Annotated in this window: 18 protein-coding genes and 1 tRNA gene; 9 read left to right on the forward strand and 10 right to left on the reverse strand. The window is 73.1% G+C overall.

Annotation, left to right across the window (positions count from 1 at the left end; translation table 11 throughout):
* Nucleotides 1–6 precede the first annotated feature (6 nt).
* The 3 genes from IEZ06_RS09965 (at nucleotide 7) to IEZ06_RS36185 (ending at nucleotide 2,456) form a co-directional block, all read left to right on the forward strand.
* Nucleotides 7–747 carry an SAM-dependent methyltransferase gene (locus tag IEZ06_RS09965; RefSeq protein ID WP_189236393.1) on the forward strand — a complete coding sequence of 247 codons (741 nt, stop codon included), beginning with the start codon at nucleotides 7–9 and terminating at the stop codon, nucleotides 745–747.
* Between the two features lie 108 nt (nucleotides 748–855).
* Entirely contained in the window at nucleotides 856–1,689 is an 834-nt protein-coding gene (locus IEZ06_RS09970; RefSeq protein ID WP_189236394.1) for an SCO6745 family protein, read from the forward strand.
* Between the two features lie 368 nt (nucleotides 1,690–2,057).
* Nucleotides 2,058–2,456 carry a MerR family transcriptional regulator gene (locus IEZ06_RS36185; RefSeq protein WP_203871880.1) on the forward strand — a complete coding sequence of 133 codons (399 nt, stop codon included), beginning with the start codon at nucleotides 2,058–2,060 and terminating at the stop codon, nucleotides 2,454–2,456.
* Here the strand turns inward: IEZ06_RS36185 and ftrA are convergent.
* Nucleotides 2,432–3,418, reverse strand: a complete 987-nt coding sequence (gene ftrA, locus IEZ06_RS09980) for a transcriptional regulator FtrA (RefSeq protein WP_189236396.1) — start codon at nucleotides 3,416–3,418, stop codon at nucleotides 2,432–2,434. The genes IEZ06_RS36185 and ftrA overlap by 25 nt on opposite strands.
* Nucleotides 3,419–3,488: 70 nt before the next feature.
* On the opposite strand from ftrA, the gene IEZ06_RS09985 reads away from it, so the two are divergent.
* Entirely contained in the window at nucleotides 3,489–3,947 is a 459-nt protein-coding gene (locus IEZ06_RS09985) for a rhodanese-like domain-containing protein (RefSeq protein WP_189236397.1), read from the forward strand.
* Between the two features lie 134 nt (nucleotides 3,948–4,081).
* Here IEZ06_RS09985 and IEZ06_RS09990 read toward each other — a convergent pair whose 3' ends face one another.
* Nucleotides 4,082–5,857 (reverse strand): asparagine synthase-related protein, encoded by a 1,776-nt coding sequence (locus IEZ06_RS09990; RefSeq protein WP_189236398.1) that lies wholly within the window; start codon nucleotides 5,855–5,857, stop codon nucleotides 4,082–4,084.
* A gap of 281 nt (nucleotides 5,858–6,138) precedes the next feature.
* Here IEZ06_RS09990 and IEZ06_RS09995 point away from each other — a divergent pair, with 281 nt between their 5' ends.
* The 3 genes from IEZ06_RS09995 (at nucleotide 6,139) to IEZ06_RS10005 (ending at nucleotide 9,111) form a co-directional block, all read left to right on the forward strand.
* On the forward strand, nucleotides 6,139–7,653 hold the full coding sequence (locus IEZ06_RS09995) for a vWA domain-containing protein (RefSeq protein ID WP_189236399.1): 1,515 nt from the start codon (nucleotides 6,139–6,141) through the stop codon (nucleotides 7,651–7,653).
* 113 nt (nucleotides 7,654–7,766) lie between these two features.
* Nucleotides 7,767–7,839, forward strand: a tRNA-Ala gene (locus tag IEZ06_RS10000).
* 258 nt (nucleotides 7,840–8,097) lie between these two features.
* Nucleotides 8,098–9,111, forward strand: coding sequence for a sigma-70 family RNA polymerase sigma factor (locus IEZ06_RS10005; protein WP_203871879.1), 1,014 nt, complete (start codon nucleotides 8,098–8,100; stop codon nucleotides 9,109–9,111).
* Between the two features lie 50 nt (nucleotides 9,112–9,161).
* Here the strand turns inward: IEZ06_RS10005 and IEZ06_RS10010 are convergent, their stop codons facing one another.
* On the reverse strand, nucleotides 9,162–9,734 hold the full coding sequence (locus IEZ06_RS10010) for a dihydrofolate reductase family protein (protein ID WP_189236400.1): 573 nt from the start codon (nucleotides 9,732–9,734) through the stop codon (nucleotides 9,162–9,164).
* A gap of 72 nt (nucleotides 9,735–9,806) precedes the next feature.
* Here IEZ06_RS10010 and IEZ06_RS10015 point away from each other — a divergent pair, with 72 nt between their 5' ends.
* A complete protein-coding gene (locus tag IEZ06_RS10015) occupies nucleotides 9,807–10,379 on the forward strand; it encodes a TetR/AcrR family transcriptional regulator (protein WP_189236401.1) in 573 nt (190 codons plus the stop codon).
* A gap of 90 nt (nucleotides 10,380–10,469) precedes the next feature.
* On the opposite strand, the gene IEZ06_RS10020 is transcribed toward IEZ06_RS10015, so the two are convergent.
* The 7 genes from IEZ06_RS10020 to IEZ06_RS10050 all read right to left on the reverse strand — a co-directional run bounded on the left by IEZ06_RS10020 (nucleotide 10,470) and on the right by IEZ06_RS10050 (nucleotide 22,169).
* Nucleotides 10,470–11,996 carry an MFS transporter gene (locus IEZ06_RS10020; RefSeq protein WP_189236402.1) on the reverse strand — a complete coding sequence of 509 codons (1,527 nt, stop codon included), beginning with the start codon at nucleotides 11,994–11,996 and terminating at the stop codon, nucleotides 10,470–10,472.
* Between the two features lie 127 nt (nucleotides 11,997–12,123).
* Nucleotides 12,124–15,432, reverse strand: a complete 3,309-nt coding sequence (locus IEZ06_RS10025; protein WP_189236403.1) for an ATP-binding protein — start codon at nucleotides 15,430–15,432, stop codon at nucleotides 12,124–12,126.
* Between the two features lie 179 nt (nucleotides 15,433–15,611).
* Entirely contained in the window at nucleotides 15,612–16,646 is a 1,035-nt protein-coding gene (locus IEZ06_RS10030) for an ABC transporter ATP-binding protein (protein ID WP_189236404.1), read from the reverse strand.
* Entirely contained in the window at nucleotides 16,643–17,806 is a 1,164-nt protein-coding gene (locus IEZ06_RS10035) for an ABC transporter ATP-binding protein (protein ID WP_189236405.1), read from the reverse strand. The genes IEZ06_RS10030 and IEZ06_RS10035 overlap by 4 nt, the downstream gene beginning before the upstream one ends.
* A complete protein-coding gene (locus IEZ06_RS10040) occupies nucleotides 17,806–18,789 on the reverse strand; it encodes an ABC transporter permease (protein WP_189236406.1) in 984 nt (327 codons plus the stop codon). Before IEZ06_RS10040 ends, IEZ06_RS10035 begins: the two co-directional genes overlap by 1 nt.
* A gap of 15 nt (nucleotides 18,790–18,804) precedes the next feature.
* Nucleotides 18,805–20,313 (reverse strand): ABC transporter permease, encoded by a 1,509-nt coding sequence (locus IEZ06_RS10045; protein WP_189236407.1) that lies wholly within the window; start codon nucleotides 20,311–20,313, stop codon nucleotides 18,805–18,807.
* A 152-nt stretch (nucleotides 20,314–20,465) separates the two neighbouring features.
* Nucleotides 20,466–22,169 (reverse strand): ABC transporter family substrate-binding protein, encoded by a 1,704-nt coding sequence (locus IEZ06_RS10050; protein WP_229797916.1) that lies wholly within the window; start codon nucleotides 22,167–22,169, stop codon nucleotides 20,466–20,468.
* 541 nt (nucleotides 22,170–22,710) lie between these two features.
* Here IEZ06_RS10050 and IEZ06_RS10055 point away from each other — a divergent pair.
* Nucleotides 22,711–23,424: a peptidyl-tRNA hydrolase gene (locus IEZ06_RS10055; RefSeq protein ID WP_203871878.1), complete on the forward strand. Its 714-nt coding sequence runs from the start codon at nucleotides 22,711–22,713 to the stop codon at nucleotides 23,422–23,424.
* Nucleotides 23,425–23,454 lie beyond the last annotated feature (30 nt).

Raw genomic sequence — 23,454 nt, forward strand, 5'->3', positions numbered from 1 at the left:
ACGGGCATGTCACTGCGTTTCCACGAGATCGCCGAGAGCGGTCACCGCATCCTGAACCCGTTCACCGAGGAGAAGCTGGCGCTGCTCGGCAGGGTCGCCCGGCTCCGGCACGGCATGCGCCTGCTCGACCTGTGCTGCGGGAAGGGCGAGATGCTCTGCAGCTGGTCCCTGGAGCACGGGATCGAGGGCACGGGCGTCGACATCAGCGAGGCCTTCCTGGACGCGGCGCACGAACGGGCGGTGGAGCTCGGGGTGGCCGGCCGGGTGCGGTTCGAGCGGGGGGACGCCGGGGCCTACCGGGCCGAGCCGGGCTCCTACGACGTCGTGTCCTGCCTGGGGGCGACCTGGATCGGGGGAGGCGTGGAGGGCACGGTCAAGCTCATGCTCCCCGCGCTCGCGGAGGACGGGATCCTCCTCGTCGGCGAGCCGTACTGGACCGACGAGCCGCCCGCCGCGGCGTACGAGGCGTTCGGCTTCGGGCCGGACGACTTCACCTCGCTGGCCGGGACGTTCGACCGCTTCGAGGCGGCCGGGACGGAGGTGCTGGAGATGGTCCTGGCCGACGGCGACAGCTGGGACCGCTACGCGGCGAGCCAGTGGTGGACGGTGAGCGACTGGCTCCGCGCCAACCCCGGCGATCCCGACGCCGGGGAGATGCGCACGTTCCTGGAGCGCGGCCGCCGGTCCCACATCGAGTACGGCAGGCGGTACCTCGGATGGGGCGTCTTCGTGCTGCGCCGCCGTTGACGGTTACCGGCGAGTAGGAATAGGTTCTGCATACCGTCCGGTCGGTCCAAGGGTGCGCCCGTGCGATCCCGGCCGGAACGGCCTGCTCCGCCGACTCCTGGAGGCACGATGACCGACGCCCAGCTCGCCCGGCAGTCCTGGCGCCGCCTGGAGCCCGTCCACGGGATGATCTACTTCGTCCCCGAGGCCGCCGAGCGCTACGCCGCCCTGGGGCTCGACGCCCGCGCGGGCTACTTCGCCTCCCGCTCGGCCGCGTTCGGCGCCGCCTCGCCGGAGCTGGTCATCGCGACCTTCTACAACTTCTGCCCCGAGCTCGTGCGCAAGGCGCTCCCGGCGGCCTGGGACGTCGTGACCCCGGCTCAGATGATCGAGGCGCGCTACGAGGCCGCCGGCGCCGCGCTGCGCCGGGGCGGGGTCCACGAGGTGCCCGGCCTCGCCGAGACGACGGCGCTGGCCAGGCGGGCCGCGGAGCGCGCCTGCGAGCACCCCCAGGGCCGGGCGCTGTTCGCCGCGCACGCCACGCTGCCGTGGCCGTCCGATCCGCTGCTGGAGCTGTGGCACGCCCAGACCCTGCTGCGCGAGTTCCGCGGCGACGGGCACGTCGCGGCCCTGCTCGCCGAGGGGATCGGGCCGCTGGAGGCCCTGGTCCTGCACGGCGCCACCGGGACCACCCCGACGGTCTTCCTGAAGGTCAGCCGGGCCTGGCCCGCGGAGGAGTGGCTGGCGGCGGAGGAGTCGCTGCGCGGGCGCGGGCTGCTGGCGGGGGACGAGCTCACCCGGGAGGGACGGGCCCTGCGGCAGCGCGTCGAGGACCGCACCGACGAGCTGGCCCTGCCCGCCTACGCCGCGCTCTCCGACGACGAGCTCGCCCGCCTGGCCGAGCTGGCCAGGGCCTTCGGCCGCCGGGTGGTCGACGCGGGCCTGCTCAGCATCGGCGGCTGACACCGCCCTCGCGGCCCGCCCGTGCCGCGCCCGCCGACCGCCCCCGTTCGCGCCCGCCCGCCGCGATGACCGGTCGCTGCGGCACGACCGGCCGGGAAGGCCGGACCGGTCTGCTCCTCGGCCCAGGCGTCGATCGCACCGGCGGCGTCGGAGGCGAAGTCCACCTGGAGAGCGCCCGCGTCGTACTCGGCGGCGACGTCCCGGCAGATCCGGCGGAACAGGGAACGGTTCAGGCGGCCCGCACGCCGGTCGTACCGCTCGGCGTCCCGGCCTTCGAAGGTGGACATCGGAGAACACTTCCTCTCGGGGTTGACTTCCGGCCCCACCCTGCATGTTCATGTGAACGTGAAGTCAAGCCCGGAGAGACGGTGGAGATCGGTGCGCTGGCGGCCCGGTACGGCCTGGCCGCGCACGTCCTGCGCCACTGGGAGGCGGTGGGCCTGCTCAGTCCGGCTCGGCAGGGCAACGGCCGCCGCCGCTACGGCCCGCAGGACGACGCCCGGGTCGCGCTGATCGTGCGGGCCAAGGAGGCGGGAGCCTCACTGGAGCAGATCCGCGACCTGCTGACCGCGGGCGACGGGGCGGGCAGGCGCGAGGTCCTCGCTCGGCACCGGGCCGCCCTGGTCCTCCGGATGGAGCGCATCCGCTCGTCCATGGAGATGATCGGGCACGTGATGGAGTGCCCGGCGGAGGACTTCTTCGAGTGCCCGGAGTTCCGGCGGATGCTCGGGGCCGACCAGGCTCAGGCGCCGAAGGCGCGGCGGTAGGCCGACGGTGAGGTGCGCATCGCCCGGGTGAAGTGGTGGCGGAAGGTGACCGGGCTGTCGAAGCCGACCGCGGCGGCGACCTCCTCGACCGGGACGGAGGTGGACTCCAACAGGGGCAGGCTGGCCGCGATCCGCTGGGAGACGACCCAGCGCAGCGGGCTGGTCCCGGTCTGACGGCCGAAGCGCCTGATGAAGGTGCGCGGCGACATGCGCGCGGCCCCGGCCAGGTCGGCGACCGTGATGGGGCCGGAGAGGTGGCTCAGGGCCCAGTCCATCGCGCGGGCCACCGCGTCGTCGTCCTCCACGGGAGCGACCGCCGCCTGCACGAACTGGGCCTGCCCGCCGTCGCGGTGCGGCGGGATGACCAGCCGGCGCGCGACCGTGTTGGCCACGCCCGCGCCGTGGTCCCGGCGCACGAGGTGGACCAGCAGGTCCAGCCCGGCCGCGCTGCCCGCGCTGGTCAGCACGTCGCCGCCGTCCACGTAGAGCACGTCCGGGTTCACCCGGACCGAGGGGAACCTCCGCTGGAGCAGCTCGGCGTACCTCCAGTGGGTCGTCGCCTCCCGCCCGTCCAGCAGGCCGGCGGCGGCCAGCGCGAACGCCCCCGAGCAGATCGAGACGACCCGCGCGCCGCGGTCGCGCGCCGCCCGCAGGGCCGCCGCCACGCCGGGGGAGACCTCGCCCCGCACGTCCGGCACCCCGGGGACGATCACCGTGTCCGCCGCGGCGAACACCTCCAGCCCGTGCGGGGCCCGCATGGTGAGCCCGCCCGCCACCCGCAGGTCCGCCGGGCTCTCCGCGCAGACCGCCAGCTCGTACCAGGGCACGTCCAGCTCGGGCCGGGGGAGCCCGAAGATCTCCACCACGCACCCCAGCTCGAAGGGGGCCATGCCGTCGAAGGCCAGCACGGAGACGGTACGGCGCACGCCGCGCGGAGCCGGGGACGGGAGGGGAGACGCCATGGCGAGATCTTAGCGATGGACGGCGTTCACGCCACTGGTGACGCCGTGCGGGACGCGGCAGCATTTCCCCATGTCCGCAGTCACCGCAGTCCCCGCCGCCGCGAACGCCGCGGCCCTCGCCCACTTCGCCGCGCGCCTGGCGTTCGAGACCGACGTGTCCGACGTCGCCGCCGACCTGGCCGCCGGTGTGCCCGGCATCGTCGTGGTCGACTCCCGCAGCCTGGAGAGCTGGAACCAGGGGCACGTCCAGGGAGCCGTCCACCTGCCCACCGCCGAGATCGCCGCCCGCGCCGCCGAGGCGGTGCCCGCCGGGGCGACCGTGGTCACCTACTGCTGGGGCCCCGGATGCAACGGCGCCACCCGCGCGGCCCTGGAGTTCGCCCGGCTCGGCCACCCGGTCAAGGAGATGCTGGGCGGCTTCGAGTACTGGGTCCGGGAGGGCTTCCCGGTCGAGACCGCCCACGGGGTCTCGCGCCGCCCGGCCGACCCGCTGACCGCTCCGGTCTCCGGCGCCGCCTGCGCCTGCTGACCTCTCAGCCCGCCGGGCGGCCGAGGGGCCGGCCGGGCGGGCCGTACCCGGTGAGGGACGGGCTCATCGTCCCCGGTACGGCGGGCCCGCGCCCATGCGGGGCGGCCCGCCGTACCGGGGACGGGACCGGAACCTCAGGACGGGATCGGAACGCGGATCGGCTCCAGCCCTTCGGGCTCCTTGCCCGGGTAGGCGCCGCTCAGCATGGTGGCGACCGTGTAGAGGTGCCAGGCCGTACCCGGTTTCTTCACGACCGGGTCGGCGAAGAGCCTGCGGACCTCGTCGGGCCTGACGATGGGGGCCAGCAGGTCGAGGTGGGCCAGGACGTGGTCGCGGAGCACGGCGCTGAGCGCCTCGCCCGGGCTGGTCCGCCAGCTCCAGCCGCCCCCGGTCTTCGGCGCGGTCAGGAACCCGGGCCTGCGCTGCCACGGGTAGTACTTCCGGCCCTCGGTGAACCGCCACGGCTTGCCCTCGATCGGCACGTGCCGCAGCCGGGGCGCGAACGTCACGATCAGCTCGTGGATGACCTCCTCCGAGAGCCGCCACGACTGGTCCAGGGCGAGCGCCGCCCGGACCACCCGGTTGTCGAGGAACGGCCGTACCGGGTCGCCCCGGCGCAGCGAGCCCGCCCGGGCGCTCGCCTGCCAGCGGCCGACCTTGTACCAGACGTACATGTGGTCGAGCGCCTCCATGGCGTCCGGCCGCTCCTGCCAGGGCGCGGCGAGCGCGCGGGCGTGCTCGTTGGCCTCGTCGGTGAAGAGGGCGACGTCCTTGGCGAAGAAGGTGGTGTCGATCCGCTTGCGCAGGGCCTTGTCGCTCAGGTCGCTCTGGAGCAGCAGCAGGCTCCCGGCGCGCAGGGTCTCACCGCTCTGCCCCGACATGGTCGGCTTGGCGCTGTAGGGCAGGTAGGTCACGATCGACTCGTAGGCCGAGGTCATGCCCTCACAGGTGCGCAGCGTCTCGTAGGTCCGCGCCAGCGGGTGCTCCACCAGGACCGCGTCCTTCTTCTCGGCGCGGGCCGGCGGGATCACGGTGTGCCCGACTCCGAGCTCGTGGGCGATCCGCCGGGCGAGGACCACGTCCGGGTGGTCGTCGAGACCGTTCGTCGTGGCCCGGAACGGCACCTTCGCGGCGTGCAGCAGGGCCGCCAGCACGCGGGTGTCCCGGCCGCCGGTCAGCGCCAGGTTCACCGGCTCGCCCGCCTCGCGCAGCGGCGCCACGGTCGCCAGCAGCGCCTCGGCCAGCTCTCCGACGAGGGCCCTGCGGCGACGGCCCGAGGCGGGCGCGGGCCCGGCGGCCGGGAGCGGGACCGAGGTGACCGTACGGCGGCCGCCCCGGACGGTGATCGCCGACGACGGCGGCAGCGCGGAGACCCCCGCGTAGGGCGTCTCGTCGGAGAGGAAGAAGCCCTGGCGGACCATCGTCTGCAGCGCGGGCACGTCCCACTCGACACGGTCGCCGCCGCAGGCCAGGTGGACCAGGAGGGCACGGCTGCCGACCACGTGCAGATCGGGGGTCTCGGCGTGGAAGACCGGGCAGACCCGGTTGATCGCGGTGGCCGCGGAGAGCTCGCCGGGGGCCGCCCGGAACACCGAGAAGCACCCGCCGACGGCGTCGGTGCGCAGCTCGGGGGCGTGCGCGAGCCGCTCGACCTCCCGCGGCTCGGCCAGGTGCCCGTTGATCCCGGTCACCCGGTCGGGCTCGGTGAACAGGAGCTCGGGGCGCCGGGAGTCGTCGGGCTCGTTGGTCCAGGCGAACAGGGAGACGCCGGGCCGGTGCCACTCGCGGGCCCGGATGACCTCCGGGGGGACCGGGAACGCGGCGTCGATCGCGCCTCTGACGGTGTGCAGCACCGCATCGGGGATGCCCGCCTGGGGATCCTTGGCCGCCAGTCCGAGATACACGCGCATGGTCCTGGATCATATGTCGTGTTTTTCCACGACAACCCGAGGTTCGGGGAACGACGGGCGTCGCGACCTGACCGCCTCCGCGTGCGGTCGGCCGCGCGGCGGGTCCGGCGGGCGGGATCCGGGACGGCGCGGTTCGAGCGCACGCCCGGGCCCGTGGACGGGACCCGGCCCGGAAGGGCCGATCACACGCCGGACACGGTTCGCGCTCGCTTGGGTCAAGCGCCCGGCGCACGCGGCGGGGGCGCCGTCATAGACGGTGACGCGCATCCCCTGGAGGCGACATGAAGATCCGCCCGCCCGCCATCATCCTCGCCGTGATCGCCCTGCTGCTCGCCGCCGCGTGCGGCGGGCCGTCGTCGGAGAGCGGCACCAGCAAGCCCGTCGGAGAGCCGAGGATCCAGCAGGGCGAGGCCGCCGCCTCGCCGGAGCGGCCGGCGGGCCGGGAGGCCGGAGCCCCGGAGCCCGCGGAGACCGGCGCTCCCGAGGAACGCGACTCCGCTCCCGGGCAGGTCTCCACCTTCGCCCTCGACGTGGACACCGCCTCCTACGGCCACGCCAGGCGGATCCTCACCGAGGGCGGCCGGCCCGACCCCTCCCAGGTCAGGCCGGAGGAGTTCGTCAACTCCTTCCGGCAGGACTACGCCGAGCCCGGCGGGGACGGCTTCGCCGTGCACCTGGACGGGGCGCGCCTGCCGGGCAGCGGGGCCGCGCTGGTCCGGGTCGGCCTGCAGACCCGCGGAGCCGACCCGGAGACGCGGCGCCCGGCGAACCTGACCTTCGTGGTGGACGTGTCCGGTTCGATGGCCGAGCCCGGACGGCTCGACCTGGTCCGGGAGTCGCTGCACAGGCTCGTCGACCAGCTGGGACCGGGGGACCGGGTCGCCGTCGTGGCCTTCAGCGACGAGGCGGAGACGCTCGTCCCGATGACCCCGGCCACCGGCAGGGCCGAACTGCACGCGGCCGTCGAGCGGTTGACCGTACGGCGGTCGACGAACCTGGAGGCGGGACTGACCGCGGGTTACGCCGAGGCGGCCCGGACGTTCCGGTCGATGGCCACCAACCGGGTCATCCTGCTCTCCGACGGCCTGGCCAACACCGGTGAGACGAGCTGGCAGGGCATCCTGAACCGGGTCAAGGAGTCCGCTGGAAGGCGGATCACCCTGCTCTGCGTCGGGGTCGGCCGCGAGTACGGCGACGCGCTGATGGAGCAGCTGGCCGACAACGGCGACGGCGCCGCCGTCTACGTCGGCTCGGCCGACGACGCGCGCGAGGTCTTCGCCGAGCGGCTCACCACGACCCTCGACCTGCGGGCTCGCGACGCCAAGGCCCAGGTCGCCTTCAACCCCTCGGTCGTGGAGTCCTACCGCCTCATCGGTTACGAGAACCGGGAGCTGGCGGCCGAGGACTTCCGCGACGACGCCCGGGACGGCGGCGAGATAGGACCGGGCCACTCGGTGACGGCCCTGTACCGGGTGAGGCTGCGCGCCGGGGCGTCCGGCCAGCTGGCGACGGCGACCGTGCGCTGGCAGGACCCCGACACCCGCCACCCCGCCGAGGCCAGCCGGTCGCTGGACGAGGGCGACCTGTCCGGCGCCCTGTGGGAGGGGACGTCGCCCCGGTTCCAGGTGGACGTGGTGGCCGCGTCCTTCGCCGAGCACCTGCGCTCCCGCGAGGCGACGGCCGGCCTCGGCCTCCGCGAGCTCGGCGGGCACGCGGCCCGCCTGGCGGAGACGACCGAGGACCCGATGGTGACCGAGCTGGCCCGCCTGATCGACCGGGCCGCCGCACTCGGGTAGGGCCGTCCCCGGGAGCCGTGACCGCCGGCCGTGCCCGGCGGTTACGGGGTGCGGGCGGTTGTCCTATACACTGGCGTGGTGCCGCTGGGGTGAACGCCCCGAGCGCGCACCGAGGGGCTATGGCGCAGCTGGTAGCGCGCCTCCATGGCATGGAGGAGGTCTGGGGTTCGAATCCCCATAGCTCCACCTCGGGGCCGTTCTCGAAACGGCCTGGAGTCCGTTGACGAGATCCCGCCCGATCACCCCGATCGGGCGGGATCTCGCGTTTTCGCCACCCGGCGTGTCCGTCCGGTGCGGGGGCGCCGAGCGTCGCCCGGCCCGCCCCGGCTCGCCGGAGAACCGCGCGCAGGCCCCGCCGCGCTCTCCGCAAGGAGATACGGCTGCGGAGCCGGGAAGCCATCGGTCGCCGCCGGATGTGTCGGTGGCGGCGCCTAGGGTCGAGGGGTGGTGGAGACGTCGACCGGTGAGGGCTCCCGGCTGGAGCCGTTCCGGACCGAGCTGACCGGTTACTGCTACCGGATGCTGGGTTCCGGCTTCGAGGCGGAGGACGCGGTGCAGGAGACGCTGCTGCGTGCCTGGCGGTCGTTCGACCGCTACGACGAGCGGCGGGCGTCGCTGCGGACCTGGCTCTACCGCATCGCCACCAACGTCTGTCTCGACATGCTGCGCAGCGCGCAGCGCCGGGCCCTGGCCATGGATCTCAGCCGGGCGGCGGACGCCGGGACGGGCATCGGTGCGCCGCTGCCGGAGCGGGTCTGGATCCAGCCGGTTCCGGACGGCCTCGTGCTGCCGGCGGACGACGGTCCGGAAGAGGCGGCCGTGCGGCGCGAGACGATCCGCCTGGCGTTCGTCGCCGCGCTGCAGCACCTGCCGCCCCGGCAGAGGGCGGTGCTGATCCTGCGTGACGTGCTGTGCTGGAAGGCCGAGGAGGTCGCGCGCCTCCTGGAGACCACCACCGCATCGGTGACCAGTGCGTTGCAGCGGGCGAGGGCGACGCTCAGAGCGGTCGGCGTCCCGCCGGGCGAGCCGTTCCGGCCGTCCGATCCCGCGCAGCGCGAGCTGCTCGCCCGCTACTGCACGGCCTTCGAGCGGCACGACGTCGCCGGGCTGGTGGCCCTGCTCCACGAGGACGCGACGATGTCGATGCCGCCCTTCACCTGGTGGCTCCGCGGCCGTGACCGGATCAGGCAGGCCCTGCTGAGCCCGGCGGCGTCCTGCGAAGGCGCGAGCCTCGTCCCGGTCGAGGCGAACGGATCGCCGGCGTTCTGGCAGCTGCGGCCCGGTCCCGACGGTTCCCGCACGCCGTTCGGGCTGGTCCTGCTGGACGTGTCCGGAGGGCTGATCGGCGGCATCACCGTGTACCTCGACGCCGAGCGGCTGATCCGGCTCCTGGGCTCTCCGGTCGTCTCGACCGGCGTGCCCCGAGGGGCGGCGGGTGGCCCGCGTTCACGACCCTGACGGGAGCACGGCCGACCTGCCCCGGTCCCTCCAGCTTCCTCCCTGCGGTTCTACGCCCTGGTGAGCCAGGTGACCTGGGTGCCGTTGTCGAAGGACTCGCGTCGGGTGGGGGTGAACAGGGTGGGGCTGAACCCTCCGGCGAACATGGGGATGCCCCCGCCGGCCACCACGGGATAGCTCTTGAGGATGATCTCGTCGATCTCCGGGAGCAGGGAGGCGGCGAGCCTGCCGCCGCCGCAGAGGTAGATGTCCATGCCGGTGTCCTCGGCCTTCAGCCGCCGCACGAGCCCGATCGGGTCGCCGGCCTCCACCCGCACCGTGGGGTCGTCGATCGTCAGGGTGCTGGAGACGACGTACTGGCGCAGGTGCGAGTAGGGGCTGGTGGTGGGGACGTCCAGGGCCGGCTCGTAGGTGCCGCGGCCCATCACCAGCGTGTCGAAGACCTTGTTGGGCACGTCGTCGAGGCCGACGAGCCTGCGGATGTGGGTGGGGAGAGTCTCGGGGTAGCGCGCGTTGATCCAGGCGGCCATCTCCTCCGACACCGGGTAGAAGTCGAACTCGGCGTCGGGACCTGCGATGTAGCCGTCGAGGGAGACGCCGATGTAGTAGACGAGCTTTCGCATATTCGATAACTCCTGATGTAGTACTCTGTCTGTAGTGGTTGAAACGTAGTACTACAAGCGGAGTGGTGTCAAGTGCGGAAGAATCCTGAGCGGCGGCAGGCGCTGATCGACGCGGCCATCGAGGTCCTGGCCAGGGAGGGAGCGCGCGGACTGACCTTCCGGGCCGTCGACGTGGAGGCGGCCGTGCCCCCGGGCACGGCCTCCAACTACTTCGCCAACCGCGATGATCTGTTCACCCAGATCGGCGGGCGCATCTACGAACGGCTGCTGCCCGACGAGGCCGCGATCGCCCGCAGCCGGCAGGGCGCGCAGGACGAGACCCGCTACGCCGAGCTCATGCACGAACTGGTGGACCGGGTCTCCGCCTTCGACTCCGGCTACCTGGCCCTGCTGGAACTCCGGCTGGAGTCCACCCGGCGCCCCGAGCTGCGCGCCGTGCTGACCAGGCGCATCCGCGAGGACATCGACGCCAACATCGGCCACCACGCCGCCTCGGGCCTGCCCGGCGACCCGACCTCGGTGGTGCTCCTGTACCTCGCGCTCAACTGGCTCATCGTGGAGCGGCTGACCCTGCCCGACATCTTCACCGAGCAGGAGATCCGCGAACTGGTGGACGCCGCCGTACGAAGGGCGCTGCACACCTGAGGCGTGCGGCCGCCCGGCGGCCCGGGAACGATCACCCCTCGCGGGAGGGAGGGCTCCGGCCGCCCTCCCGCGTTCCGGACGGCTCCGGCGTCAGGCGCGGCTGGGCTCGGGGGTCTCGTCGAGGACCTTGGGCACGCCCCGCAGCGCGAACAGGGACGCCACCGCGAGGACGGCGAGGATGCCCGCCCCGGTGAGCACGGTCGTCTGCAGGGCGTCGACGAACGCCTGCCGCGCGGCGCCGGCGACGGCTCCGGCGAGCTCCCCGGGCAGCGTCGCGGCGGTGGCGAGCGCGCCGCCGAGCGTGTCGCGGACCTGCTCCGCGGCTCCGGCGGGGAGCCCGGCGGGCAGCTCCAGCCCGCCGCGGTAGGCGCTGCTCAGCACGGTCCCGAGTACGGCGATGCCCAGGGCGCCGCCCATCTCGCTCGCGGTCTCGGAGATCGCCGCGGCGGCTCCGGCGCGCTCCCGGGGCGCCGAGGCGATGACGGTGTCGTTGACGACGGCGAAGGTCAGCCCGATGCCGGTGCTGGTGAGGATCATCGTGGCGGCGAGGTAGGGGTAGTGGACCTCGAGGCCCACCTGGCTGTAGAGGGCGAACCCGGCCGCGGCCAGCGCCATGCCCAGCGCGACGGTCCGGGCGCGTCCCATCCTGCTGATCAGCGGGGCCGCGGCCGATCCGCCGATCGCGGCCCCCACCCCGCCGGGCAGGCCCGCCAGGCCCGCCGCCAGCGGCGACCAGCCCAGGACGAGCTGGAAGTACTGGGCGAAGAGGAGCGACATGGCGATCATGGCGAACATGGCGACGAGCGTGGAGCCGACCGCGGCGGAGAACGCGCGGTTGCGGAAGAGCCGGACGTCGATGAGCGGCTCGGCCAGCCGGGCCTGCCGGCGGACGAACACCGCCAGCGTGACGAGGCCGACCACGGCCGCCGCGATCACCGGGGTCTGGCCGACGCCCCCGTGCGCGGCCTCCTTCAGCGCGTAGACGACCGCGACGATCCCGGTGAAGGACAGCGGCACGCTCACCAGGTCGATCCGGCCGGGACGCGGGTTGCGCGACTCGGGCAGCACGGCCAGCCCCGCGACGAGGATCACCGCGACCACCGGCAGGTTGATCAGGAAGACCGATCCCCAGAAGAACTCGTTCAGCAGGGCGCCGCCCACCAGCGGGCCGAGGGCGAAGCCGGCCGCGCCGATGCTGCTCCAGATGCCCACCGCGGTGGTCCGCTCCGTGGAGTCGGTGAAGACGTTGCGGATCAGCGAGAGGGTCGACGGCATGATGGTGGCTCCCGCGACGCCCAGCAGCGCCCGCGCGGCGATGAGCAGTTCGGGGGTGGGGGCGTAGGCGGTCACCAGGGAGGCGGCGCCGAACGCGGCCGTGCCGGCCAGCAGCAGCCGCCGGCGTCCGATCCGGTCGCCCAGGTTGCCCATGGTGACCAGCAGCCCGGCCAGCGCGAAGCCGTACACGTCGGCGATCCAGAGCTGCTGGGTCGCCGACGGGGCCAGGTCCTCGACCAGCTTGGGCACGGCGAGGTGGAGCACGGTCAGGTCGACGGAGAGCATCAGCATGGCCAGGCACGCGATCACGAGCGTGCCCCACTTGCGGGAGTCGTTTCTCATGCCGTCAGCGTCGGCGACGGCGCTGACGGATCACCGACCGAGCACTGACCGAGCACTAACGGACATCGACCGGCTGCTGACGGGTCATCGACCGAGTACGGACGGACATCGACCGGCTGCTGACGGATCATCGACCGAGTGCGGACAGGTGCTCACCGATGACGGTGAGCGGCGCCGGGCGCGGCGCGGCGCCGAGGACGGACCCGCCGCCGCGGACCGCCTCGGCGCCCCGCGCGCGGGCCGCCTCGTAGGCGGCGTCGCCGATCAGGGCGCGGCACCGGGCGGCGACCCGGACGGCGTCGGGATCGTCCGCGGAGGGAAGGCCCCGCAGCGCGGCGCCCGCGCCCAGCAGCAGGGCGGCCCGCTCGCCGTCCCGCTCCAGCATCGCCACCCCGGCGAGGCCTTCGGCGACGCGGGCCGCCAGAGTCAGGTCGCGGGTCCCGCGCCCGGTCGTGAACGCCCGCCGGTACCAGGCCAGGGCCCCGGCGGCGTCGCCCTCCGCCTCGGCCACCCACCCCAGCGCGATGCACACGCGGGCCCGCGTCTCCTCGACGTCGAACCACCCCGCCGAGCACTGGGCGAGCGCCGCCTCGCAACTGCGGCGCGCCTCGTCCAGGTCGCCCCGGAACCGGGCGATCTCGCCCAGTCCGAGGTGGGCGGCGGCCAGCACCTCCCAGGCGCCCGCCCGCCGCCCGAGCTCGGCCGCCCGCTCGTAGTCGGCGCGCGCCCCCGCGGTGTCCCCGTCGCGGAGCCGTCCGTCGGCGCGGCGGTGCAGCAGCTCGGCCACGTCGAGGGTGGCGCCCAGCCGCTCGGCGAGGGCCAGCGCCTGGTCCGTCAGGGAGGAGGCCTTCGCCCGCTCCCCGCGCCGGCCGGCGATGTCGGCCAGGCCGGAGATCGCCTGCGCCATGCCCCACCGGTCGCCGACGGACCGGAAGTCCGCGAGCGCGAGGGCGAACTCCTGCCCGGCCTCCTCCAGATCCCCGTCGAACAGCCGGAAGTACGCCCATCCGAAGTGGCCGATCGCCGAGAGCCACGGATCGTCCAGCTCGATCCGCTCCCAGCGGCGCATCATCTCCTGGGCGACCTCCGGCTCCGGCGGTCCGGCGACCATCGCCCACAGGACGTTGGCGAACGGCTGCCGGGGCATGGTGTCCCGCTCGGTCATGATCTTCCGGACGGTCTCCAGACGGGCGTCCAGCCGGCGGTCCCCGCCGCCGCCCGAGACGGCGGTCATCACGCACAGGGCGTACTCGTCGGCCAGCCCGGCCGGAGGACCGGCGCCGAGCCCGTCCAGGAGGTCGCGGGCGAGCGCGGACGCCTCGCTGCGCAGGGCGCGCAGCCACCAGTAGCACGTCAGGGCGGAGAGCAGCCGCAGGGCCGGTCCGAGATCTCCTGCCCTGATCGCCCGGTGCAGCGCGGCGTGCAGGTTGTCGTGCTCGTGGTCCAGCCGCTCCAGCCACTCCAGCTGCCCGTCGCGGCGCAGGTGGGGGTCGGCGGTCTCGGCGAGGCCGAGGAAGTGGTCCAGGTGGGCCCGGCGCAGCCGCTCCTCCTCGCCCGCCTCGGCGAGCCGCTCGGCGCAGAAGGCGCGGATCGTCTCCAGCATCCGGTAGCGCCCGCCGACCACCTCGACGAAGGACTTGTCCACGAGCGAGGCGAGGACGCCGTCGGCGTCGGCCACCCCGCAGACCCGCTCGGCCGCCTCCAGGGTGGCCCCGCCCGCGAAGACGGTCAGCCGCCTGGCCAGCGTCCTCTCGTCCTCGTCCAGCAGGTCCCAGCTCCAGCCCACGACCGCGTGCAGCGTCCGGTGGCGGGGCTGCGCCGTACGGCTGCCGCGCGACAGCAGCCGGAAGCGGTCGTCGAGCCGGGCGGCGATCTCCACGGCGGTGAGCGAGCGCAGCCTGGCCGCGGCCAGCTCGATCGCCAGGGGCAGGCCGTCGAGGGACCGGCAGATCTGCACGACGGCCCGGGCGGTGGCGTCGCCCGCACCGGGCTCCCCGCCGGAGCCCAGGGTGAAGTCCGGACGCACGGCCGAGGCCCGCTCCGCGAACAGCCGCACCGCGGCCGCCCGCTCCGGGGGGTCGCCCGGTCCGGGCAGCTCCAGGGGCGGGACGGGGCAGAGCACCTCGCCCGTGATGCCGAGCGCCTCCCGGCTGGTGGCCAGCACCCGGACCCCCGGGCAGGCGCTCAGCAGCCGGTCGGCGAGGCGCGCGGCGTCGTCCACCACGTGCTCGCAGTTGTCGAGGACCAGCAGGAGGCTCCGGTCGGCGAGCGCGGTGACCAGCCTGCCGGTCGGGTCGGGCGCGGGCTGCTGCCGGTTCGGCGCCGAGAGCAGACCGGTCTCACGCAGTCCGAGCGCGCCGAGCACCGCCTGCGGCACCTCCGCGCCGTCGCTGAGCGGTCCGAGCTCCACGAAGCGGACCTCGCCGTCCAGGCGCCCGGCGGCCTCGGTGGCGAGCCTGGTCTTGCCGGTCCCGCCGGGACCGGTGAGCGTGACCAGCCGGTCGCCGCCGAGCAGGGCCCGGATCCGCTCCAGTTCGTCCGCGCGGCCGATCAGCGGGGTGAGGTGGGCCGGCAGCCCGCGAGGCCGGTCCGGGGGATGATCCGCGGCACCCGCGGCACCCGCGGCACCCGCGGTGCCGGTGGCTCCGGCGGCGGCGAGGGAGGGGTCGGCCCGCAGGATCGCGAGGTGGGTCGCCGCCAGTTCGGCGGACGGGTCGGCGCCGAGCTCCTCGGCGAGCCGCCGCCGGATCCCCTCGAACACCGCCAGCGCGTCGGCCTGCCTGCCGCACGCGTACAGCGCCCGCATGAGCTGCCCGGCGGGCCGCTCCCGCAGGGGGTGCGCGGCGACCAGCTCCTGGAGCGCGGTCACCGCCTCCCGGTGGCGGCCGGTCGCCAGCCCGGCCTCCGCGCGGTCCTCGGCGGCGGCCAGGCGCGCCTCCTCCAGCCGTACGGCCTGCGCCGCGGCGAACGGCGCGTCGCCGACGTCGGCCAGCGCGGGCCCGCGCCAGAGGCCGAGCGCCTCCTCCAGCAGCGCCGAGGCGCGCTCCGGGTCGCCGGCGGAGAGCGCGCGGCGGCCTTCGGCGGCCAGCCGCTCGAACCGGCACGCGTCGACGGCCTCGGGGTCGACGGCGATCAGGTAGCCCGCCGGGTGGCGGACGACCAGCTCACCACGACCGCTGTCGCCGCCGCCGCCACGGCCGCCGCCGTCGCCGAGGAGGGCGCGGAGCCGGGAGACCTGCGCCTGGAGGGCCCCCACGGAGTCGCCGGGGACCCGGTCGTCGCCGTAGAGGCCGCCGACCAGCCGCTCGACGGTGACGACCCGTCCGGCGTCGAGCAGCAGCAGGGCCAGCAGCGCCCGCAGCCGGGGCCCGCCGACGGCGACGGCGCGCCCGTCGCCGAGCCGGACCTCCAGAGCCCCCAGGACACCGAACCGCATGGGGGGATTGTCCCAGGAGCCGGGGAATCCGGCGAACCAGGAGAACCGGGGAAGAGCCTGAGAACGCGGGCGAGCCGTACGGGAGGGTTCCCGTACGGCTCGCCCCGGCACGGCACGCGAGGATCGCGGAGGCTCGCTGACCATGCCTCTGCGGCCCTCCGCGGCTCTCCGCGGTACGGTCAGCGGACGGTGACCTCCGCGAAGTGGCAGGCCACGGGGTGGCCGTTGCCCCGGTCGACGAGGGCGGGCTCCTCGACGGCGCAGATCTCCTGGGCCTTCCAGCAGCGGGTGCGGAAGCGGCAGCCGCTCGGCGGGTTCAGGGGGCTGGGCACGTCGCCGGTGAGGATGACGCGCTCGCGGGCGCGCTCCTCCTTCGGGTTGGCCGTGGGGGCGGCCGAGAGCAGCGCCTGCGTGTAGGGGTGCGCGGGGCGGTCGTAGAGGTCGTCCCGGGGACCGGTCTCGATGACCTTGCCCAGGTACATCACCGCGACCCGGTCGGAGATGTGGCGGACCACCGACAGGTCGTGCGCGATGAAGATGTAGGCCAGGCCGAGCCGCTCCTGCAGGTCCTCCAGCAGGTTCACCACGCCCGCCTGGACCGACACGTCCAGCGCCGAGACCGGCTCGTCCAGCACCAGCAGCCTCGGCTCCAGCGCCAGGGCGCGGGCGATGCCGACGCGCTGGCGCTGGCCGCCGGAGAACTCGTGCGGGTAGCGGTTGCCGTGCTCGGGGCTGAGCCCGACCAGGCGCAGCAGCTCCGCCACCCGGTCCGGGCCGCCGTCCTTCCAGCGCCCGTGGACCTTCAGCGGCTCGGCGATGATGTCGTTGACCGGCAGCTTCGGGTTGAGCGAGGCGTACGGGTCCTGGAAGACGATCTGCATGTCCCGCCGCACCGGCTGGAGCTGCTTGGCCGACAGGCCGACCAGCTCCCGGCCCTGGAACCGGACCGAGCCGGAGGTGGGCCTGTGCAACTGGAGGATGGCGCGGCCCGTCGTGGACTTGCCGCAGCCGGACTCGCCCACCACGCCGAGGGTCTCACCCTCGTCCACGTGCATGGAGACCCCGCTGACGGCCTGGACCTGGGCCACCACCCGGCGCAGGAGACCGCCGCCGCGGACCGGGAAGTTCATCACCAGGTCCTTGACCTCGAGCAGGTGGGCGCCGGTGTCCGGCTCGCGCTGGGGCGCGGGCGTCTCCTCGGTCTTCACGCTCATGCCACGGTCTCACTCTCGGTGCGGAAGAACTCGGTCGGGTCCTCGGCCGCGGCCAGCCGGTCCCAGTGGTGGCAGGCCGCGTAGTGCCCGCCGCTGTCGGTCTCGGCCAGCGGCGGCTCGGAGGTCCGGCAGACGTCCGTGGCCAGCGGGCAGCGCGGCGAGAAGGGGCAGCCGCTCGGCAGGTTGATCAGCGACGGCGGGGTGCCCTTGATCGGGCGGAGCCGGGCCGAGCCGCTGCCCTTGTCCAGCGAGGGGATCGAGCCGAGCAGGCCCGCGGTGTACGGCATGCGGGGCTCCTCGAACACCGGGTCGGTGTCGCCGAGCTCGACCGGGCGCCCGGCGTACATGACCAGGACCCGGTGGGCCATGCCCGCGATGACGCCCAGGTCGTGCGTGATCAGCACGATGGCGGCGTTGACCGCGTCCTTGACCTCCAGGAGCTTCTCCAGGATCTGCGCCTGGACGGTCACGTCGAGGGCCGTGGTCGGCTCGTCGGCGATGATGACGTCCGGGTTGTTGATGACCGCCATGGCGATCATCGCGCGCTGCCGCATGCCGCCGGAGAACTCGTGCGGGTAGCTGCGCAGCCGCGCCTCGGCCTGCGGGATGCCGACCAGGTCGAGCATCTCCCTGGCCCGGGCCAGCGCGGTCTTGCGCGGCATGAGCTCGTGCGCGAGCACGGCCTCGGCCAGCTGGTCGCCGATGGTGTAGACGGGGTTCAGCGCGGTCATCGGGTCCTGGAAGACCATGGCGATCTTCCGGCCGCGCAGGCCGCGCTGCTTGCGGGCGGACATCTTCAGCATGTCGTCGCCGCGGAACAGGATCCGCCCCTTGACCCGGGCGCTCCTGGGCAGCAGGCCCATGACGGCCAGCGACGAGACCGACTTGCCGGAGCCGGACTCGCCGACGATGCCGAGCACCTCGCGCTCGCGCAGGGTGTAGGAGACGCCCCGGACCGCGTGCACGACGCCGTCCTCGGTGGGGAACTCCACGGTCAGGTCCTCGACCTTGAGGATCTCCTCCTCCGACGGCGGGCGCACGGCGTCCAGCGTCAGGCCGACGTGCACCTCCTCGGCGGAGTCGGTCACGTGGGAGGAGAGCTCGAATGCGTGCGGGTCGTCCGCGCGGGGCTCGATCGGCACGTTCGGGGAAGTCGTCATTAGGCACGCACCCGGGTCTGTCGGGGGTCGAAGGCGTCGCGCAGGCCGTCACCGATGAAGTTGATCGAGAGCGCGATCAGGATGATGAACAGGCCGGGCCACCAGAACAGCCACGGACGGGTCACCATGGCGCTGCGGTAGCGGCTGATGAGCTGGCCGAGCGAGGTGTCCGGCGCCTGGACGCCGAGGCCGAGGAAGGACAGCGCCGACTCCAGCAGCACCGCGTTGGCCACCGAGAGCGTCGCGGCGACGATGATGACGCCGACCGTGTTCGGCAGGATGTGCCGGAAGATGATCCGCTTGGCGGAGGTGCCGACCGCCCGGGCGGCCTCGACGAACTCCTTCTCCCGCAGGGAGAGGAACTCGCCGCGGACCAGGCGGCCCAGCGTCGGCCAGAGCACCACTCCCAGGAAGAGGCCGAGGACGACGGCGCCGCTGTCGCCCATCATCCGGCCGATCACCGCCGCGATGATGAGCACCGGGATGGTGATCATCACGTCGGTGAGGCGCATGAGCGTGGCCTCGGCCGCGCCGCGGAAGTAGCCGGCCACGGCGCCGACGACGGTGCCGATGGCGGTGGCGACGACGCCGACGAGGAACGCGATGATCAGCGACTGCTGGGCGCCGCGCATGGTCAGCGCGAAGTAGTCGATGCCGATGTCGTCCTGGCCGAAGGGGTGCTCGCCGATGCGGAGGCCCTCCCCGCCGAGGAACTCGGGGACCAGGCTGAGGGTGGGCTTGCCCTGGTTCACCAGCGCGCCGGTGTCGAGGTAGCTCTTGTCCCACCAGCCGGGGATGCCGGCGAAGCCGATCGAGCTGAACGCCAGGACGACCACGAAGCCGAAGATGATCATTCCGGCGAGGGCGGCGCGGTGCCGGAAGAACCGGCGGCGGACCATCTGTCCCTGGGTGCGGGCGGTGATGGTCATGCCCTGCGCGTCGGGGGCGGTGTCGGGCCCCGGTGCCTGCGCATTGAGCGTCATGATGGTTCTCCGATCTCAGGACAGCCGGATGCGCGGGTCGAGGTAGGCGTAGAGGATGTCGGCGATCATGTTGAAGACGACGATCGCGGTCCCCGTGACGATGAAGAACGCCATGACCGGTGCGGGGTCGACCTCGCGGAGCCCGTCGATGAACAGGTTGCCCATGCCCTGCCAGCCGAAGACGTTCTCGGTGACGACGGCGCCGCCGATGACGCCGGCGAAGTCGACGGCCATCAGGGTGGTGATCGGGATGAGCCCGTTGCGGAAGGCGTGCTTGACCACGACGGTCCGCTCGGGCAGGCCCTTGGCGCGGGCGGTCCGGACGTAGTCCTGGTTCATGACCTCCAGCATGCTCGCCCGGCTGTAGCGGGTGTAGGTCGCCAGCGAGATCAGGATGAGCGCCATGGTCGGCAGCAGCAGGTGACCGGCGGTGTCCAGGTTCATCTGCCAGAAGTCGCTCTCGAAGTTCGGCGTGCGGGCGCCGATCGTGGAGATCGGGCGGCCGCGCACCGCGGCGCTGTAGCCGTTGAAGGCCTGGAGCATGCGGTCGACGAAGACGACGCCGCCGGTGAACAGGCCGGTCAGCACCGCGGCGGTGATCGCCTGACGGCGCTGGAGCCCGCCGATGCCGTACCCGAGGCCGGCGCAGACCGCGACCGTCAGCAGGGCGAGACCGGCGATCTCCAGCCAGCTGGGGTCGGCCAGCAGCGGGCCGAGGACCTCCGAGGAGGCCGCGCCGATGACGGCGGCGGCCAGGGCGGCGTAGAGGGGTCCGCGCTGCCGCAGCCCGGCGGCCAGGACGGTGAAGCCCACCGCCCCGGCGAGCGCGATCGCGAGGGTGAGCGGGAGTCCGAAGCCCGGGTCGGCGAACCAGCGGGTCACCGACAGGAACGCGAACAGCGCGCCGCCGACGGCGAGGCCGACGGCGAAGGAGATCAGCCGCCGTCTGCGGTCGCCGACGGTGAGGGCGCCGAAGACCAGGCCGGACAGGAGGGCGAGGGCGCCGATGATCGCCGGCGGGATGGCCGGGTCCTTCAGCCAGTTGTTGAACTCGATGGCCATGTACTGCTTGAGCATGACCGCGATCCAGAAGATCGGGAGCGAGAAGCAGACGAAGGCGGCGAAGGTGACGGTGTAGTCGAAGCCGCTGTACTGGCGGAGCGCCGAGATGATGCCGATGATCACGCCGATGATGATGGCCATCACGGTGGCGGCGACGACGAGCTGGAGCGTGGCCGACAGGGCCTCGCCGAGCATGGTCGCCACATCGTGGCCGTCGCGGTTGACGCCGAGGTCGCCGCGGACGATGTTGCCCAGCCAGCTGAGGTAGCGGACGGGGATCGGTTCGTCGAGCTGCATGCGTTCGGTGCGGTCCGCGATCTTCGCGGCCTTGTTGGGGCTGGCGTCCTGGCGGAGGTCTTCCAACGGATCGCCCGAGAGCGCCGTGAGAACGAACATGATGACGGTGGCCGCCAGGAGGACGAAGAACGAGATGACCAGTCTCCGCGCGATGAAGACGATCATTCCGTCACCTCCTGCTCTGTGAGGGGACTGTATGTGCGGACCAGGGCCGGGACCGGAGTCTGGTGATTCTCCGGTTCCGGCCCTGGGGGTGGGTGTTCCGTCAACCGCACGTGCGGTCTGCGGGACCTAGGACGACGGGCAGGCTACGACGCCTACGACATCGCCCACTTGTCCATGTTCCAGGTGATGGTCGACTGCGCGGGGTTCGGAACGACGCCCTGCAGGGTCTCGTCCCAGGCGCTCAGACCCGGGTGCTGGAACAGCGGGATGGTGGCGAGGTCGGCCCAGAGGTTCTTCTCGATCTCGGCGATGATCGGGTCCTGGGCGGCCACGTCGACGGTCGAGTTCAGCTGCGCGACGAGCTCGTCGACCTTCTTGCTGGAGTAGCAGCCGTTGTTGTTGCCCTTGCTCTCGCCGTCGCACTTCTTCGGCGTGGTGAAGGTGGAGGCCCAGCCGCTGACCAGCGAGGAGCCGGACCAGGCGAACAGCGCGACGTCGTAGTTGTTGGCGGGCATCACGGTGCCGAAGAAGTCCTCGGAGCCGCCGTCCTCGATCTTGAAGCCGGCCTTGTTGCAGGAGTCGGCGATGAGCTGCACCGCGGCGGTGCGGCGCGGGTTCGGGGTCTGGTAGCCGATCTTGACCTTGAGCCCGGTCTTGCCGGCCTTCTCCAGGAGGGCCTTGGCACCCTCGATGTCCTGCTGGGCGTAGGCGCCGGGGCCGCCGCTGGCCTGCAGAACGGGGGCGTAGTTGCTCTGGAACGGCGCGACGTTGCGGATGTCGAGGGTCTTGGCGTTGGGGTCGACCGGCTTGATCAGGTTGTCGACGATCAGCTGCCGGGGCACGCACTTGGCGAAGGCCTCACGCAGCGCCTTGTCCTTGAACGGGCTGGAGTCGAAGTTGAAGTCCAGGTGCTCGTAGGTGTACTGGGTGGTGGCGTTGACCTTCACGCCCTCCAGTGCGTTGAGCTGGTTGAGCACGTCCGGGCCGGGCTGCGGCTCGACGATCTGGACCTCGCGGTTCTGCAGCGCCTGGGCCTGCTCGTCCAGGGCGATGAAGCGCTCGACGACGGTCGGGGTCGCCGGCGGGGCGCCCCACCACTTGTCGTTGGCCACGAAGGTCAGCGACTGGCCGGCGTCCAGCTTGGAGAGCTTGTACGGGCCGGAGGAGGGGATCAGAGCGGGGTCGGGCAGCGAGCCCTCGATGACCCAGCCCTCGTTGAAGAACTTGATGCCCTTGGCGAGCTTCTTGTCGTCGAAGTCCTTGACCGCGGCGATGAAGTCCTCCTCCGACAGCCCGTCCTGCTTGGCGATCACGTGGGCCGGCATGACCTCGGCGGTGGCGGGGCCGTTGGCGTGCCAGTCGGCGAAGGGCTTGCTGTAGACCAGGGTGAACTTCTTGCCACCCTTCTCGCACTCGGGGGTCTTGGTGTCCTGCACGCCGTTGGTGTCGGCGGAGGAGAAGCCCTTGACCTTGCCGGACTTGTAGGCCCACCAGAGCATGACGTCGTCGCAGTCGATCGGCGTGCCGTCCGACCAGACGGCCTTGTCGTTGATCGTGTACTCGACGGTCAGCGGGTCGTCGGAGGTCTTCTCGTAGGTGCCGAAGTCCGTGTTCGGGGTGATCTTGCCGTTCTCCCCGTAGATCCAGAAGCCCGTCAGCACGCGCTGCAGCGGGCCGGCGTTACGGGTGGCGTTCTCGGCGGTGGTGTTGTTGTTGTAGGAGTGGAACTCCTGCTCGTAGGCGTAGGTGACCGTCTGCGCCGCGGGAGCGGAGGCCGAGGCCGAACCCGAGGTGGCGGGTTCGCTCGCCGAGTTCTCGCCCGCGCAGGCGCTCAGCAGGAGTGCACCTCCCGCCACTGCAGCTAGAAACTTGCCAGATGTCCGCGTGTGGAACACGGCAGCACTCCTTAGGGATTCGATGTGAGAACAGCCGCCAGCATGATTGAGCAAAGCTGACCATCATGACTTGCAGTCGGACAAGTGGGACTCGGGGTGTGTTGCAGACCTGAGACCGCTACCGTCCCAAGCTGTAACAAAGTCGGGCGTGAAGCGCGAAACCCTGAAATAGGTGATTATCAGGAAAAACGTAACCTTTGCCCGAATAATCCCAATATGTGGGATGACGGAGAGTGATAGGTGGCATCCATCCGGGGAGGGGGTGCATCGGGGAAGTGGTGTATTTCCTGGTCGCGATGCCATCCGAGAGTGGGACTCTCGTCACTTTAGGTGATCATCTGGCCGGAAAGAGCTTTTTCTCTTTCCCTTCCGGAGAGCGACCCCTGACCGCGGCTCGGATCTCCACCGGGCGCCGGGCCGCATCCCCGCCGGACCTCTGACCGGGGGGCCGGCGCCCCGCCCCCCGGCCCCGCCTCGCCCCGCGGAGGGCATCCTTGAAGGCGTGAGCGAATACGACACGGCGGAGCAGAGGGTCCTTCCCCTGGTGGTGCGGATCGAGAGGGCCGCGCCGCCCGAGCGGACCGACGCGCTGGAGGCCGCCGCGCTGGCCGTACTGGCCCTGCTCGGCGACGCCCGGGCGGCGGAGGGCGGAGAGTGGGCCGAGGCCGTGCGGAGCTGGGAACGGGGCCGGATCAGGAAGGTCGTACGGCGGGCGCGCGGAGCCGAGTGGCGGCGCGTGCTCGAACTGCCGGGCCTGACCGTCGCGCACGGCACCGCCGAGGTACGGGTCCATCCGCCGGTCCCGCTGGACGCCTGGCCCCGGGAGCTGGCGAGGCTCCAGGTCTCCGGAACCGAGCTGGCGGACTCCGCCGAACCCGGGCCGCCGGGGGAGGGGGCGGTGCTCTGGATCAACCCCCAGCTCGCGATGTCGGCGGGGAAGGCGATGGCCCAGGCCGGGCACGCCGCCCAGTTCGCCTGGTGGGGGGCAGGCGAGGAGGTCCGGCGGGAGTGGCGCGGGCGGGGGTTCGCGCTCGCCGTGCGGACGGCCGACCCGGCGGCCTGGGCGGCCCTGTCCGGCGGGGACCTGCCGGTGGTCCGGGACGCGGGCTTCACCGAGATCGAGCCCGGCTCGTGCACCGTGGTCGCGGACGCCCCGTGGCTGCGCCCCGGCGGCTCCCGTGCGGGCGGCTCCCTCCGGGGCGCGGCCTCCGGGTAGCGGCCGGGCGGCGACCGGAACGGGAGGAGG

The sequence above is a fragment of the Planomonospora antibiotica genome, from assembly GCF_014647955.1.
In the GTDB taxonomy this organism is placed as follows: Bacteria; Actinomycetota; Actinomycetes; order Streptosporangiales; family Streptosporangiaceae; genus Planomonospora; species Planomonospora parontospora.